The following is a 16046-nucleotide window of genomic DNA, read 5'->3' on the forward strand; positions in this document are numbered from 1 at the left end:
CCGTATGAAGCATTTCACCGGTGGTTATCTTGCAATGGTAGGTTCCAATTCACCTTCTGGGTTGGCATCTCGTCCTATACGTGTATTACTTTGTGATGAAATTGACAGATATGGCTCAACTCAGGAAGGTGATCCTCTAAAGCTTGCAGTTCAGAGAACACAGAATTTCACTAACCGCAAGATTGTATTTGTTTCAACACCAACTACAGAACAACGTGAAGGCGGTCCGACAATCTATGAAGAATTCATGAAGTCGGATCAGCGTGGTTACTTTGTAACCTGCCCTCATTGCAGTAAGCAGTTTGAAATGGTGTGGGGCAATGTTCACTGGTCTAATGATGAGCAGGGGTATCTTGACGAAAATTCTATCAGGATGGAGTGTCCTCACTGCAATCAGAAAGTTAGAGGCAACGGAAAACCTGATCCTTATCTGCTTGAATCTGGGGTGTGGATTCCTAAGAACCCTGAAGCCAGAACCATTGGTTATCACTTAACGTCTTTATGTTCTCCATGGGTTGAATTGCGTGATCTCGTTGAAGAATGGGTTGATGCAAATCATAAGAAGGATAAGAAAGGTCTTCAAGAATTTATCAACTTGAAGCTCGGTGAACCATGGCATGAAGATGAAGCAGATTTGAACTTATGGGAAAAACTGTCAGAACGTAGAGAGTTCTATCCTAATACAGGACTTCCTAAAGAAATTTTGATGCTGACTTGTGGTGTTGATGTTCAGCATGATCGTCTTGAGGCTACTGTCTTTGGATGGGCTAAAGATTACGAATGCTATGGTATTAAACACGTCATCATACCAGGCGATCCAAAGCTGTCCGAGGTGTGGTCAGCTCTTGATGTAGCTCTGCTTGAAAAGTTTGAACTTGAAGATAACAGAGAGCTTAACATCTCCTGTACGTTTATTGACTCTGGTGACGGTACTCTGACTGATAGGGTGTATCAGTACACTAAGCCACGTGAACGCTCAAGAGTGTTCTCTATTAAAGGTTCGGCAACCTTAGGCCGTGCGATTGTTGATAGACCTACTAATAATAATCGCTATAAAGCTCATCTCTTTGTTTTAGGTGTTGATGCTGGCAAACGTCTTGTAATGCAGCGCCTTGCCATTCAGGATATTGGCCCCGGCTTTGTTCACTTTCCCCGTGGTCGTGATAACGGCTTTACTGAAGAATACTTCAAACAGTTAACAGCAGAAGTTTTCTTCAGAAAGTACGAAAAGAGCAAAATCACAGAGGGGTGGAAGAAAATTCGAGAGCGTAACGAAGCGTTAGATTGTTGCGTTTATGCGACGGCAGCAATTGAGTTCATGAAACCACTTTATGAACGGCTGGTATTTAATACCGGTGAAGGGCATACAGTTTCACAGACAAGGCCTGCAGTAAGGCGCAGAAAGTTTTCTAAAGGAGTCATCTGATGACTGTAACAAAAACATTAAAAAGTTATCGTGGCATACCTTATGAGGTCGCTAAGCAAAAGCTTCAGATGTGGCTTGATGCTATGGATGCTATCGCAACCGGACAGAGCTATACAATCGGTTCACGTTCTCTTACAAGAGCAAATCTTAATGATATTCAAAGCCAGATAGAGTATTGGAGCTCGATTGTAACGAAATGTGAAAGTGGACATAAAAGTATTTATGTTCAACGTGCTATCCCTCAGGATTTTTAAGGTTGTAGTTTTAATATGGCAAAACGAAATAGAAGACGTCCTAGTCAAAATATACCAAGACAAAGCGTTGTTAAACAGCCTGTACAGAAAGATCTTCAGCAACCTAATCTGAATCAAATAAGGCAACCATCAGGTCTAACACAACGTAAAGTTGTAAACTCAGGTTATAGTCATTACGGCGCCAGTTATGCTCGTAAGTCACTTCTTGGTTGGATGTCTTACAGTGCATCAGCTGATGAAGATATTGTAGAGAACATACAGACATTAAGAGCACGCTCCCGCGATCTCTATATGGGCGTGCCTCTTGCGACATCTGCAATTAAAGCTGTAAGAACCAACGTAATCGGCTCTGGCTTGATGTTAAGTTCTCATATCGATTACAAAAAGCTGGGACTTACTGAAGAACAGGCAGTTGAGTGGCAGAAGAATACTGAGCGCGAATGGCTCTTGTGGGCTGAAAGTCCTGAATGCGATGCAGCACGTATGTGTAACTTCTACGAGTTTCAGGCTCTGGCTTTTATATCTGCTTTGATGTCTGGTGACTGCTTCGTTGCATTGCCTTACATTAAGCGCACAGGTGTTCCTTATGATTTACGTTTATCTTTGATTGAAGCTGACAGAGTATGTGACCCTGTAGCAAAATTTAAAACAGATACTTCAATTCTTGAAGGTGTTGAAATTGGTCACTATGGAGAGCCTGTAGCCTATTATGTAGCTAAGTATCATCCATATTCAATGCACAGGCCTCTTAACGATGCCATAAACGACTGGAAACGTATACCTGCTTATAGTGGTTCAGGTCGTCGCAATATGTTACATCTGATGTGTGATATTGAACGACCTGGACAGCGTAGAGGTGTGCCACTGTTAGCACCAGCCATTGAAGCTTTTAAGCAGTTAGGCAGATATACCGATGCAGAGCTTGTTGCAGCGGTTGTGAGCGGATACTTCACTGTATTTATTACGCATGACAATCCAGAAAGCGGTGTTGATCCTATGGTATCAACTGCACCTGACGGAAGCAGCTTAGCTGTCAGCGAATTAACCTCAGATCCTGATGACGTGTCTTTATCAAATGGCGGTATTGTAAATCTAGCCGAAGGTGAGCACATCGAAACTTCTAATCCAGGAAGACCAAACACGGCGTTTGAACCTTTTGTTAACGCTATCTGCAGACAGATAGGCGCATCGCTTGAAATTCCATACGAGCTTTTACTCAAGAGTTTTACATCATCTTACAGCGCATCTCGAGGTGCAATTCTTGAAGCTTGGAAGATGTTCCGTATGCGCAGACAGTGGGTTGTTAACCGTTTATGTCAGCCTGTGTATGAAGAATGGCTGTCTGAAGCTGTTGCAAAGGGAAGAGTTATTGCTCCTGGCTTTTTCTCTGATCCTTCAATTAAAAAGGCATGGTGTAGAGCCGATTGGGCTGGTGATACACAAGGTCAGTTAGATCCTACCAAGGAAGCACAAGCTGCAAAACTTCGAGTTGAAGAAGGTTTTAGTACAAGAGACAGAGAAGCAGCAGAGCTTACTGGTATGTCTTTTGATGTCATCATGTCACAGCGTAAACGTGAAGAAAGGTTAATGCAGGAGAGTGGTATTAAACCTGTATCTCCTGTAGCTCCTGTATCTCCTGTTCAAACACCTGATACAGATAATGATGACGACACAGAAGACGATTCTGATGACAAACCTAGGAAGTAACAACTATGAAAATTGAAATGAAGGCAGGCGGTAAAACCTGCCTTTCTTTTTATGGGCCAATCTGTGAGGGATGGTCTGAAAAAGATAAATGCTTTGATGAGAAGACAGTTAAAAACATGTTATCTGGGATTAACGCAGATGACGAGCTTGAAGTTATGGTTAACTCTCCAGGCGGTCAGGTTTTTTCAGCTTTAGCAATTAACGGACTGCTGTCACAGCATAAAGGCCAAGTAACTATTCATGTAGCAGGTCTTGCTGCAAGTGCTGCAACTATCATTACCTCCCTTAAAAATGCAAAGTGCGTGATTGATAAAGGCTCAATGATGATGATTCACAATCCATCATCATCTGTAGCAGGTACATCAGATGATTTAAAACATGAAGCTGATGTTTTAGATAAAAGTGCTCAGTCAATTCGCAATATTTATGCTCAAAAGACTGGGCTTGATGAGAAAAAAATTAAACAACTCATGGATGCAGAGACATGGCTTACAGCTGAAGAGGCTGTAGAACTTGGTTTTGCAGATGAGCTAAACGAGAGCGAGCCTGTAACAGCTTGTCTCAAGGGTGGTCACATTCTAGCTGTTGCTGGCTACGAGTGGGACTTAGATAACTTGTCTTTACATTTTCCAAAGGAGAAATTAATGGCAAAAGACAATATTACAAAGTCTGCTGTAGCCAATGCCGAGCCAACAGCTCATGTAGAGCAGAAAGCAGATAAAGCTATCTTAATGACAGCTATAGATCTTAAGAACAATCATCCTGATTTATATCAGCAGATTGTTAAAGAAGCATCAACCAAAGAGCGCAAGCGTATCAAAGCCTTAGTTGATATTGATATTGGTTCAAATCATGACATTGTTGTTAAGGCTATGTTTGATGAACCAAAGACAGCCGAGCAAGTTGCTATCGAATCATTAAAAGATCAGAAACAGCAACTTACAAATTCAGCAAATCAGTTACAGAAAGACGGCGAATCTCTGGCAGATGACTTAGCTGATGTTGGTATGCCAATTGAGGGGGCGTTACCTAAGGATTACGCTCAGTCACAGAAAGATGAGATTGTAAATTCTGTAAAAACAGAACTTGCTCGTTTAGCAAAGTCAAAGTAGGAGTTCATAGATGTCAAACTTAAATTCAGTTTTAGGCTCTGTAGATTATGATCAGTTGTTCGCAGGCCCTAATCGTAGTTATGTTAGATCATTAACTGTAACCGCAACAGGTTCAGCTTTAAAGCGAGGTGAGCTTGTAACTTTTGCAGACGGCAAAGCAAAAGCAATTGCCCAAAATACCGATGCGGTATTTGGCGTAGTTGCTTACGATGTAGATGCATCAGAAGCTGATGTACCTGTAACCGTATATCTGAATGGTGATTTTAATAAAGCCAAAATTACAGCAGCAAACTCTGTTGCAGTTGATGACTTATTCTTGTCAGCACGCAACGTTGGCATTATTTTACGTTAGGAGTAGTAAATGGGAACTATTAATATTTTTGAGCCTCGCACAATGCTGGCAATGGTCAGTGAAAGCGAGTTTCGTGCAAAAACTTTTTTAAGAGACAGATATTTTGGTCATACCGAATCATTCCAGACTGAAGCTGTTGATGTGGATATCGTAGGACGTGGCAAGCGTAAGATTGCTCCTTTCGTATCTCGTCGTTCAGCCGGCTCACAGGATTTTAGAGACGGTTATTCAACCAAGACTTATAAGCCTGCCTATGTAGCTCCATTTAGAGTATCTACAGCTGAGGATGCACTAAAGCGTTCAGCTGGTGAAGCTATTTACTCTTCTAAGAGCCCTAATCAGCGTGCAGCCGAAATCTTAGCTAAAGATCTTTATGAGCTGGACAAGGAAATCACACGTCGTGAAGAGGTTATGTGTGCTCAGGCCTTAACCACCGGTAAAATCATTATCAAGGGTAAGGATGTTGATGATCAGCTTGATTTCTGGGACGGTTTAACTACCAAGCCTTATGTTGATTTAACAGCAACAAAGGCATGGAATGCAAGCGGAGCCGATCCAATTACCGATCTTCGTAAGATTGTCCGCAACATCACTCAGTTGTCTGGCTTAACTCCTGTAGAGGTAATCGCTGGCTCTAAGGCTGTTGATGCTTTAATCAACGCTTTAAAGGGTGATACAACCGCTTTCAACTCCCGTCGTATCGACTTAGGTCAGATCAATCCTTCAACTTTAGCAGATGGTGTGGGCTTTATTGGTACTCTGCGTTTACCACAGCTAGACATCTATACATATGATGAGTGGTACTACGACGATGCTACCGGTAAGGATGTGCCTTTAATTCCTGAAGATTCAATTCTGATTGCTTGTCGTGGTGTTAATACCACCAGAGCATACGGCCTTGTTGACATTATCAACGTTCAGCAGAATGAACATCAGTGGGTTGTAGGTGACCGTGTTCCAAATTCATGGTTACAGGCAACTGGAGAGAATGCTGGCCGAATCGTACAGATTAAGTCAGCACCTCTGATGATTGTTAATGAGCCTTTAGGCTTCTGGACCGTAAAGGTTGTGTCTTAGTCGTAACTCACTGTGTTGTAACTCACTGTTAAACACAGTGACACTAAGACTATTAGATTTAGGTATAAAAAAATGAACATCAGATTAAAAAAGAACATTCTTACTGATGATGGAGTTAAGTTTGAGAGCGAGATTATCGAATTGAACGATGAACTTGCCCAAAAACTTGTTAAAGCCGGACAGGCTGAAACTGTTGATAAACAAATCACTGAAAGTGATGAACCTTCAGTAGAAGAACTTATCGACAAAATCCCAACATCAAGAAAAACAGGTAGAAAGTAATGTCTTTTAAAGATGCAATAGCTAATGACATAGACAAGACATTTTTCAATGTTGATGAGTTTTCTGACGTACACAAGTATGAAGGCCAATCAATAAAGTGTCTTGTAGATGATGATCGTTTAGATACAGCTTCAGGAAGCTTTGCCAATGGAGGTGTATTTGAGCATCTAACTGAGCTGTATGTATCTGAAGAAGCTATTTGTGCGCCTGTAAAGGGGCAAAGCGTAACTCTTGATGGGGTGAAGTATGTAGTTCGCTCGGTGTCGATTGAATATGGTGTCATACGTATAGTTTTAGCAGATGAAGAACAATGAGTGATCTTAAACTTACAATTTCTAAAAATCCCTTTAAGGATCTAGAAAAAGTAACTAAAAAAGCAAAATCAAGGGCTCTATCAAGGGCCCTTCCTTTTGCCAAAAAGAAAATCACTCAAGTTATCAAAGACAACTACACGGTACAGACATCGGCTGTCAAGGAAGCTATGTCAGTACACAAAGAGGATGATAGTGCTCAAATCATTATCATAGGTCCTCCTCTTGGTATTGATAAGTTCTCCTATAAGCCTAAATACGACACTACAGGCGCAACGCAACGACCTGTCAGGGTATCAGTCAAAAGAAATGTTCAACGTACTGTAGGTAATGGTTTTGTATGGCAGGGACACGTTTTTAGACGTGTTGGCGATGCAAGACGACCTGTAGAAAAAGTTACAGGACCTGCAGTTCCTCAGTTAATCGAAGATCCTCAAATCTTAGATGAAATATCTGAAGAAACACAGGATTACTTCGAGGAACGTCTTCAACATGAACTTGATTATGAGTTAAGTAAGAATGGTAATAAATAATCTAGTAGATGCTGTAGCAAAATTTTGCGAGAGCACTTTAGCAAATCTTATGCAACCTACTCCTGACAAAATTACAGAGATACGACCAGGCTCTTTAAACAGAACTGAACTTATTTCTGAGAAAACAGAGAAAAGTGAGGCTTCTTACAAGCGCATTTCCATTTTTAAAGGCTGTCTTCCACCTAAAAGGCAGAGTGAAAACGATGATTATCCTTTTGTTTTGGTTGTTCCTTCTGCAGGAACAGTAGACAGAGAGTTTGCGCATGCCACTGTAAACATATATTGCGGATCTTGGCATGACGGTAATGAAGGTTATGCCGAGGTTCTAAACATTGTTCAGCGCCTTCTGATAGCTCTATCTAAAATCGAAAGCAGTTTAGATAAGCGTTACATTCCTGAATCCGATGTTAAGTGGATCTTTCCAGATGCATCTGCCCAAGCAGGTGCCCCAAAAATGTGGCAGGCAATGATCACTACTAATTGGAAATATCACACACCTTCAAACAATCTTCCTTTTAAAGATGAATATTTCAAGGAGAAACAATATGAGTAAGCAAATTAAACAGCAAAGTGATGCTGTTGATACCTCTACTCAGGTCAGAGTTCAATCTGAATCAAAATCACAGCTTAAATTCCCAAGAATTTATACAGGACCTAACCTAACTAAAGTAGGACTGAGATATGGTCAAGTGTACTCAGGACCTGACTATCCTGTATTTGTAAAAGAGTTAATGACTAAAGCTCCAATTCTAGCTTCAATGATCTTCCCTGTAAACGACATCAAAACTATCCCTGATGCCGTAGTTAAAACTTTTCTTTCTCAAATTAAATGAGGTTAACACATGGCATATGTACATGGCGTCAGGACAAGTGAAGTAGCTACTTCATTACTTCCTGCAGCAGAGGTTGACTCTGCAATTACTATTGTGATTGGTACAGCTCCAATCAATCAGGTAGACGAGACTAACGTTAATAAACCTGTTCTCTGCTATTCTTATGCAGAAGCAGTTAAGGCTTTTGGTTTTCAGAAAGCAACTTTAAAAGATACAGGCTTTAAGAACTATGACTTCACCTTATCAGAGGCGATGTATGCATTCTTCCAGCTATACAATGTAGCTCCTGTTGTTTTTGTAAACGTCTTAGATCCTAAGAAGCACAAAGAAACAGCAAAGACAACTTCTTTAATTATTGATAAAAAGACAGGCTCAGCTTCCATTAAAGAAGCTGGCATTCTATTATCATCATTAGTGCTTCGTAAAGATGCTGGATCTGAACCTTACGTTTTAGGTACCGACTATGTAACTGAGTTCGATGATGATGGTTATGTTGTTGTAACTTCATTAACCGATGCTTCTACAACTGATTTTAAGTTAGCAACTGATGCTGACATTGTAGTAGCAGCTGAAGTATTAGATCCTACTAAGGTAACTTCTGACGATATCATTGGTGGTGTAAACGCTGATGGTGTTAAGTCAGGTTTAGAACTTGTTGAAGATGTATTCCCTAAGTTTAGAGTTGCCCCTTCAATTATCGCTTGTCCTCGTTACTCAGGAGATGCGGGAGTTGCTGCGGTTATGTCAGCAAAGGCAGATGGATTTAATGACATCTTTAAAGCAATTGCTTTAATCGATGTTCCTTCTACTGTAAAAAATTACACTGATGTTGCAACATTTAAAAACAGCAATAATCTGACTTCTACAAATGAGGTTGTTTTATGGCCTTGCTTAAATATGTCTGGCACAATCTACAACTTCTCTTCTCAGTTTGCAGCTCTTTTAGCTGAAGTTGATAACGATAATAGCGGTATTCCATACGTATCACCTTCAAACAAGAACATTCAGTGCACAGGCTTATGTTTAGCTGACGGTACCGAGATTATTGTTGATAACTCTCGAGGTTCATACCTTAACGGAAATGGTATTGTAACTGCTAACAACATGTTTTCAGGTTGGGTAGCTTGGGGCAACCGTACTGGTGCATATCCAGGCAATACTGATGTTAAGGATGTGTTTATTCCTGTACGCAGAATGTTTAACTTCATCTCAATTCAGTTAGCAAAGACATTCTGGCAGAGAATTGACTTTCCATTAAACCGCAGACAGATTGATACTGTATTAGATAGTGCCAATATCCTGTTAAACGGCTATACAAGCAAGGGCTATATCTTAGGTGGTCGTGTAGAGTTCTTAGAATCTGAGAACCCAACTACTGATTTAATGGATGGTAAGGCTGTATTCCACGTCTATATCACTCCTCCTTCACCTAACCGTGAGATTGATTTCGTACTTGAGTACGATCCTTCATACTTACAGACATTATTTGCTTAAGGAGTTTAATTTATGGCAGTAGATGTAAATACAAGCGAGCCAATTAGACTCGTTAATTTTAGAGCATACAACAGCTCAAATCTGATCATTGGTACTACTGACTTAACTTTACCTAAGATTGAGTACATGACAGAAACAGTCAAAGGCTCGGGTATCGCAGGTGAAGTTGATTTACCTACATTAGGTCATACCGGCTCAATTACAGTAACAATTAACTGGAGAGCTGCAACTGAGCAGGCTGCAGAGTTAGCAGAACAAAAAACTCATGAAATGGATTTTAGAGGTTCTGTTCAGTACTACGACTCTGCATCAGGTGAATACAAGACTATTCCTGCAAGAGTCTCTTTAAGAACAACTCCAAAGAGCTTTGAAATTGGTAAGTTTGAGCCTTCAGCTACTATGGACCAAACCGAAGAATATGAAGTTGTTTACTTAAAGTACACCTTAAATGGAGTAGACAAGATTGAAATTGATAAATTCAACTTTGTATGCAAGATCAATGGCAAAGACTACCTGGAAGGTGTACGTGCCGACATAGGCATGTAGTGGTCGTAACTCGTCAGGCTGTTTTACAGCTTGACGACCTTTTAATTATAGCTGTTTAAAGGATATAAAATGAAACTAATATTTGATAAGCCATACGAGTTTGAAGGCAAATCTTACAATGAACTAGATATTCCATTAGAAAATATCAATGGTAAAGAGCTTTTAAAATATCACAAATCTTACGTTAACAGTAAGGCAAAGCCTCAAGAAAGAGTACAGGCAAGCAATTTATTACTAACTGTATCAGGCGACCCTGACTTTTCAATTTTTATTGCAGCATCAGCTTCACAGCAACCAATTGAATTTTTTGAAAATCTACCTGCTAAAGAAGTTGTGGCTGTAATAGCTCAAATCTCATCTTTTTTGCTAGCGTAGGTATTGACACCAACTCCTCTCTTGAAGAACAGCTTCATACTTTAAGACGAGGAGTTATAAGAATGTCACAGTACCTACATTCTTCATATCTTGAATTAGAATCGCTTCCATTAGGTGACTTGATGTCACTTATCAAAGACGTTGTTGCTGAACAAAAAAAAACAGCAGGAAGTGATAAACCAAGGAAGTTCTAACCATGGCTATTGAGCGCGAACTTGTTTTAAACATTGCCGGTAAAATCAGCAAAGCTTTTAATGACAGTATCAAGCTTGTAAATACTCAACTGAGCACAATGGGGACTAAAACTCAAACTGCTGCAGGTGAGATTGAAAAACTACAGGCTGTCATTACCAAGCGCAAAGAAGTTGTTGAAGCAACCGACAAATACGCAAAATATGCCAAGAAGGTAGAAGAGCTTAAAACCAAAATGTCGACTGCAAGCATGGTCACAGCCTCAATGCAGTCTAATTTTGATAAAGCACAAAGAGTAGCTGACAAATACAAAGATGAACTTAACAAAGTTAAGAATGAGTTAGGCGATTTAGAGTCTCAAAACAAAACTGCAGGTTTGTCTGTAGAGGAGCTTTCTAAAAAGTATGAACAGCAAAATTCAATCTTAAAAAAGAACGTTGAAGCTATAGAAAAAGCATCTAAAACCGTAAATCACGGTCAGGATATCATGCAGTCTGGCAAAAATTTAAGGATGTCAGGTGCTACTTCTATGCTAGAAGGCTATGCAATGTTAAAGACAGTGCAACAGCCTTTAAACGATGCTATTGATTTTGATGCTCAAACTAAAAATCTAGCTTTGTACACTGACAAAGCTGAAGCTCTCATGAAGATTAACATGGAGCTTTCTAAGCAGGATGATCTTTCTGTTGGCGAGTATCAAAAGATACAGGTATCTGGCATTACAGCAGGTACTGTAGATCCTAAGAATATACAGCAGATTAAAGATTACTCTGTAGCTGTAGCAAACGCATCAGATGCTTTAAATCTGTCAAGTGATACTGTGTCAAACGCATTTAATCAGTTTAACGATCAGTTAACTGGTGATATGTATAAGACAACACAGCTCTTTGATACTATCAATTCTGTGTCAAAGGCTGCACAGGCTGATGCCGGTTCTTTAATCAGTGTAATGCAGAACTCTGCTACTACCGTAAGATCATTTACCTCTCTTACCAATGATCAGATTGTAGGTTTATCAGCAGCATTCACCAAGATGTCTTCATCTGCAAGTGCTGCATCTACCTCACAAACCTTGTTTATCAAGTCTCTGACAATGGGCAAGGGTGCAACCAAGAATCAGCTTGAAGGTTGGAATGCTCTAGGCATAAATGCCGAGAAATTAGCTCAGGCAATGAATGGTGGTCCTAAATCAGCTCAGGCTGCTATCTCTGCTGTTTTAGATGCTTTAAACAAGTTGCCAAAAGCTGAAAAACAGGCAACCATGTCTAAAATCTTTGGTAAGAACCAAGAGTTACTGGCTACTGTAGATAAGTTGTCTTCAAACAAAGCTGGTTACTATGATCTTGGTATGAATACAGCTACATCAGACAATAAAGGCAGTGTTCAAAAAGATGCTGATATTGCTGACAGCTCTGCTGAAGCTCAGCAGAAGATCTTAGCTAACAATATGAAGGCTCTGTCCATCATTATTGGTCAGCAATTGTTACCTGTATGGAATGACCTTTTAGGCAAAGCCATTAAGCTTGGCACAATGATCGTAAATCTTGCGCAAAAGTTCCCTACATTGACCAAGAGCGCGTTATATCTCTTTGGTGTAATGGCAGGTGGTAAGATTGCCCTTGGTGCTTTAACATGGGTAGCAGGTAGCTTAATCACCTGTATTGGCAGAGGTGTTGTAATCTTCGGCAGATTAAAGCAGGTTTGGCTTGTAGCAAATGGCGTAATGTCGGCAAGCTCTACCTGTATGAGAGTATCTGCAGGTGTTCTTAAAGGGCTTACTGCACTGTTTCGCCTTAACACCTATAAAGTCATAGCAAGTACTGTAGCTCATAAAGTACACAATGCTGTTCTTTTAACAGGTAAAGGAATTGCTACAGCATACAAAGCTGTTGTGTCAGCTCTATCTGTAGTTTTTAGTCTACAGACATACAAGACCATTGCACTTACAGTTGCAGAAAAGGCTAAAAACGCAGCTATGATTGTGGGCTCTACTGTAGCAAAAACAGCAGGAGCTGTAATGGCTGTTTTAGCCAATATGACAGGTTTATCAACAGCTAAGACTTGGTTATATGTAACAGCTCAAAAGGCTATGAGTGCAGCTATGATTGTGGGCTCTACTGTAATGAAAGGCTTAGCCGCAGCTGGCAGGATCTTAAACATTGTGCTCATGGCAAATCCTATTGGTTTAGTCATTGGCTTAATTGCTGGTTTGATTGCAGCCGGTGTATGGTTATATCAAAACTGGGATACTGTTAAGGAAAAGGCAGGTCAGCTATGGGATTGGTTTGCGCAAAAGTTCCCTGGTATTGCTACAGTAGTTCAAACTGTAATAGGTACAGCGGTAAACAGCTTTAAGACACTGATATCAGTTGTATCAAGTGTTTGGGAACGAGTAAAAGCAATCTTTAGTAACATAATTGATTTTGTATCCAATGTGTTTACAGGTAACTGGAGTGCCGCTTGGGAGAATCTTAAAAATATCTTTGGTAACGTCTTTGGTGCATTGGTAGATTTGGCTAAGCTCCCTATCAACAGTTTAATCAACCTTATCAATAAAGCCTTTTCATCTATTGGCTCTATCAGTGTTGATATTCCTGATTGGGTGCCAGGTGTCGGTGGTAAAACCTATAGTTTTGAGATGCCTCAAATACCTGCCCTTGCAACGGGTGGTATTGCTACAGCACCTACACTGGCATTGATTGGTGAAGGTAAGGAAAATGAAGCTGTACTTCCATTATCAAAACTTGAATCAATGTTATCTGTATCAGCCCAAAACGCTGAATACAGTGCACGTAATGAAGCTGTAACAAACTTCTCAAGTCAGGAAGCTCAAAACAGATATGGTTATGCTCCATCAGCGGTGATGATACCTGAGTTAGATAGTAGCTTAGGTTCTACTAACAATGTATCTAATTCAACGGTTAATTCAACCTATGGTGGCAACAGTACTAAGACCTCATCCATAGTTGTTAACTTTAATCCTCAAATTACAGTTAATGCAGGTAATGGTGAAAAGGCAGATCCTTATGCTCAGGTAACTAAGGCTTTAACTGAGGGTCGTAACTCATTAAAGAGAGAATTAGAAAAACTCTTTAGTGACAGGTCAAGGCTTACTTTTTCTTAAAGTTAAGTCTGCTTATGCTCAGGAACTCTTCTAGTAGATAAAAAACACCTGCAAGAGTTCCTAGAATAAGAAATGCAACCATGCAAACTGAGCCTACAGTATCTGCAAAGCTGTCGCCTAAAATGTAAGAAGATACAAAGCCTACAAAGGCAGAGACAAATAAAGAAATAAGGTACAAAACAAAGAAACCTAAAGCTCCAATGGTAAGAAATATCACTGCTAGAGCTATAAGTAAAACAGTTCTTTGAACATTGTTACTTCCTAAATTTAGTTCAAACCAGTCTTTTAAAGACAGCTTTTTATCATCTTGCATAGACATACCTGTAATGATTGATATTTGTTTAAAGTATAGAACAATATGAGCAAAATATATAATTCAATCCAAGGTGACACTTGGGATAAGATTGCTAAAGAACAGTTGGGCAGTGAGTATCTGATGTCAGAGCTTATAGCTGCAAACTTATCTTTAAGTCACTATGCAATTATGCCTGCTGATCTACAGATTGTTATACCTGATATCAATGTATCACCCAGAACTATAGATCCTCAGTTATTACCACCATGGAAGAGAAACAGTAATGGATAACTTAGCTTCTGTACTACATACCTTTGTAAGTGTTGTTTATCAGGATACTGATATCTCAAAAGATGTATATGAAGATCTTTTAAACATCTCTTATACAGATAAGATTGAAGATGAAGGTGACGAACTTACAGTTACGTTAAAAGACGAAACAGGCAAATGGGCTAGCTCTTGGTCTCCTGAGCGCGGTGCTAAAATCACAGCTACTTTTGAAACTGAGAGTAGAGGCAGTTTAGCTACAGATACAATGATTGTAGATAGCTTAAAGACCTCAGGCTCACCAAGAATATTTGAGCTCTCGGCTGTAAGTATTCCTTTAGATAACACCATCAGACGTGAGCTTAAAACACGTAACTTTGAGAACATAAGCTTAAAAACATTAGGTCAGCAGATAGCCGATGAGGCAGGTCTCAAGTTCTTCTTTGACTGTGAAGATGTGCCAGAATACGACAGGTTAGACCAAAAACGTGAAAGTGATTTGGCTCTTCTACAGCGTTTATGTAAAGATGCGGGCTTATCAGTAAAGGTAAGCGCTCAAACCTGTATCATCTTTGATCAAAAGAGTTATGAAAGTAAGAAAGCTGTAAAGACCTACAATCTAGGTACAAGCCCTATCTTAAACTGGTCGTTTCAGGCTCAACAGTCACAAAGATACAAAGCATGTACAGTTAAATGGCGTGATACTACCAAGCGTCAGGATTCCAATAAAGGAGGTTCATCAATTCAATCTGCTCAATCAAAGATTGCTGTTCAGTCATCTCCTGTAGCAGTACAGGCTGATACTTCAAATCCTGATATCTTTGGCTCTAACAATGTAGATACTAAGTCAAAAAAGACATCTAAAGCCAAATCTAAAAAAGGCAATCAAAAGCAGAAAGTTGAAGATCAGGATTACACCTACACTGACGATAGTGTTGAGGAATCAGGTCAAACATACGTTTTAAAGAAACGCTGCTGTTCTTTAAAAGAAGCAGAACGTTTAGCCAAAGCAACACTGCGTAAGCTGAACTTAAGGCAGACTACAGGCTCTTTATCTGTAGTAGGTGATCCTCTTATGGTGGCAGGCTCTGTAATTGAGTTAACTGGCTTTGGTTCTTTTGATGGTAACTTCATCATCGAAAGAGCTGAGCACTCAATGGGTCCTAGTGGTTATGTAACATCCATGGATGTTAGAAGAGTAAACAATACATACTAATGAACAACGACTTTTTATCAGCAAATGAGCGCGTATCTAGTTTAGAGAGCACATTAACAGAGATTATTCGTGTAGGTACAGTAAGCTCTACTAATCCTCAAAAGCACACTGCAAGAGTAACCATCTCTGATGAGGACAATCTCACAACACATGAGCTGGCTGTATTGTGCCGTAATACCTTCAAAAATCACGACTACAACATGCCTGATGTTGGTGATGATGTTCTATGTGTGTTTATGCCTCAGGGCATCGAGGAAGGCTTTATCTTAGGCTCTTTCTATGCCGGTAATGTTCAACCTCCTACAACGAACCAAGATGAACGCAAGGTAGAATTTGCTGATGGAACCACTGTTACATATAACCGTGCTACACATGAACTGGATGTTGTTATAGAAGGCACTCATATTCATGCTGACAGACAGAAAGTAAATGTTACCACTCCTCAGGAAGTCAACATCAATACAACAAATGCCAATATAACAGCAAGTGGTAATATCACCATGCAATCAGGAGGTGATACCACAATTACAGCCGGTGGAACATTAACGCTTCAAGGCTCAACAACTAACATTAACTAGGGGATAATATGCCTGCAGTAACTCGCGTAGGAGACAATAACACCGGACATGATGCATGTCCGCCAACAGCTC

General features: G+C 40.0%; 20 protein-coding genes. 19 read left to right on the top strand and 1 reads right to left on the bottom strand.

Going from position 1 to position 16046, the window contains the following annotated elements; genetic code table 11:
* From ACJML3_RS03000 to ACJML3_RS03075, 16 genes are all read left to right on the top strand, one after another.
* On the top strand, positions 1 to 1426 hold a 1426-nt coding region (locus tag ACJML3_RS03000; protein ID WP_406020482.1), incomplete at its 5' end, for a terminase gpA endonuclease subunit.
* Positions 1426 to 1680, top strand: a complete 255-nt coding sequence (locus ACJML3_RS03005) for a DUF6148 family protein (protein ID WP_406020483.1) — start codon at positions 1426 to 1428, stop codon at positions 1678 to 1680. The genes ACJML3_RS03000 and ACJML3_RS03005, both read left to right, overlap by 1 nt.
* A gap of 15 nt (positions 1681 to 1695) precedes the next feature.
* Complete coding sequence (locus ACJML3_RS03010) at positions 1696 to 3387, top strand: phage portal protein (RefSeq protein ID WP_406020485.1); 1692 nt, start codon at positions 1696 to 1698, stop codon at positions 3385 to 3387.
* Between the two features lie 5 nt (positions 3388 to 3392).
* Complete coding sequence (locus tag ACJML3_RS03015) at positions 3393 to 4499, top strand: head maturation protease, ClpP-related (protein WP_406020487.1); 1107 nt, start codon at positions 3393 to 3395, stop codon at positions 4497 to 4499.
* Positions 4500 to 4509: 10 nt separating this feature from the next.
* Entirely contained in the window at positions 4510 to 4851 is a 342-nt protein-coding gene (locus tag ACJML3_RS03020; protein ID WP_406020489.1) for a hypothetical protein, read from the top strand.
* Between the two features lie 9 nt (positions 4852 to 4860).
* The gene (locus tag ACJML3_RS03025; RefSeq protein WP_406020490.1) at positions 4861 to 5928 is read left to right on the top strand and encodes a major capsid protein; all 1068 of its coding nucleotides are present in this window, start codon (positions 4861 to 4863) and stop codon (positions 5926 to 5928) included.
* Positions 5929 to 6000: 72 nt separating this feature from the next.
* Positions 6001 to 6210, top strand: a complete 210-nt coding sequence (locus ACJML3_RS03030; RefSeq protein WP_406020492.1) for a hypothetical protein — start codon at positions 6001 to 6003, stop codon at positions 6208 to 6210.
* Positions 6210 to 6524, top strand: coding sequence for a hypothetical protein (locus tag ACJML3_RS03035; protein WP_406020494.1), 315 nt, complete (start codon positions 6210 to 6212; stop codon positions 6522 to 6524). Before ACJML3_RS03030 ends, ACJML3_RS03035 begins: the two co-directional genes overlap by 1 nt.
* A complete protein-coding gene (locus ACJML3_RS03040; RefSeq protein WP_406020495.1) occupies positions 6521 to 7054 on the top strand; it encodes a phage tail protein in 534 nt (177 codons plus the stop codon). Before ACJML3_RS03035 ends, ACJML3_RS03040 begins: the two co-directional genes overlap by 4 nt.
* The gene (locus tag ACJML3_RS03045; RefSeq protein WP_406020497.1) at positions 7041 to 7607 is read left to right on the top strand and encodes a hypothetical protein; all 567 of its coding nucleotides are present in this window, start codon (positions 7041 to 7043) and stop codon (positions 7605 to 7607) included. The genes ACJML3_RS03040 and ACJML3_RS03045 overlap by 14 nt, the downstream gene beginning before the upstream one ends.
* Entirely contained in the window at positions 7600 to 7887 is a 288-nt protein-coding gene (locus tag ACJML3_RS03050) for a hypothetical protein (protein WP_406020499.1), read from the top strand. Before ACJML3_RS03045 ends, ACJML3_RS03050 begins: the two co-directional genes overlap by 8 nt.
* Before the next feature lie 9 nt (positions 7888 to 7896).
* Positions 7897 to 9381, top strand: coding sequence for a phage tail sheath family protein (locus tag ACJML3_RS03055; protein ID WP_406020501.1), 1485 nt, complete (start codon positions 7897 to 7899; stop codon positions 9379 to 9381).
* 12 nt (positions 9382 to 9393) lie between these two features.
* The gene (locus tag ACJML3_RS03060; RefSeq protein ID WP_406020503.1) at positions 9394 to 9927 is read left to right on the top strand and encodes a phage major tail tube protein; all 534 of its coding nucleotides are present in this window, start codon (positions 9394 to 9396) and stop codon (positions 9925 to 9927) included.
* 69 nt (positions 9928 to 9996) lie between these two features.
* Entirely contained in the window at positions 9997 to 10302 is a 306-nt protein-coding gene (locus ACJML3_RS03065; RefSeq protein ID WP_406020505.1) for a hypothetical protein, read from the top strand.
* Between the two features lie 62 nt (positions 10303 to 10364).
* A complete protein-coding gene (locus tag ACJML3_RS03070) occupies positions 10365 to 10496 on the top strand; it encodes a hypothetical protein (protein ID WP_406020507.1) in 132 nt (43 codons plus the stop codon).
* A gap of 2 nt (positions 10497 to 10498) precedes the next feature.
* Complete coding sequence (locus ACJML3_RS03075) at positions 10499 to 13618, top strand: phage tail tape measure protein (RefSeq protein ID WP_406020509.1); 3120 nt, start codon at positions 10499 to 10501, stop codon at positions 13616 to 13618.
* Here ACJML3_RS03075 and ACJML3_RS03080 read toward each other — a convergent pair.
* Positions 13605 to 13931 (bottom strand): hypothetical protein, encoded by a 327-nt coding sequence (locus ACJML3_RS03080; protein WP_406020511.1) that lies wholly within the window; start codon positions 13929 to 13931, stop codon positions 13605 to 13607. The two genes, ACJML3_RS03075 and ACJML3_RS03080, sit on opposite strands and share 14 nt — an antisense overlap.
* Positions 13932 to 13976: 45 nt before the next feature.
* Here ACJML3_RS03080 and ACJML3_RS03085 point away from each other — a divergent pair, with 45 nt between their 5' ends.
* From ACJML3_RS03085 to ACJML3_RS03095, 3 genes are read left to right on the top strand one after another with little or no spacing between them, the layout of a single operon-like run.
* On the top strand, positions 13977 to 14204 hold the full coding sequence (locus ACJML3_RS03085; RefSeq protein WP_406020513.1) for a tail protein X: 228 nt from the start codon (positions 13977 to 13979) through the stop codon (positions 14202 to 14204).
* A complete protein-coding gene (locus ACJML3_RS03090) occupies positions 14197 to 15396 on the top strand; it encodes a phage late control D family protein (RefSeq protein ID WP_406020515.1) in 1200 nt (399 codons plus the stop codon). Before ACJML3_RS03085 ends, ACJML3_RS03090 begins: the two co-directional genes overlap by 8 nt.
* Positions 15396 to 15974, top strand: coding sequence for a phage baseplate assembly protein V (locus ACJML3_RS03095; RefSeq protein ID WP_406020517.1), 579 nt, complete (start codon positions 15396 to 15398; stop codon positions 15972 to 15974). Before ACJML3_RS03090 ends, ACJML3_RS03095 begins: the two co-directional genes overlap by 1 nt.
* Positions 15975 to 16046: the final 72 nt, after the last annotated feature.

This window comes from Succinivibrio sp. (genome assembly GCF_045124615.1).
Taxonomy (GTDB): Bacteria; Pseudomonadota; Gammaproteobacteria; order Enterobacterales; family Succinivibrionaceae; genus Succinivibrio; species Succinivibrio faecicola.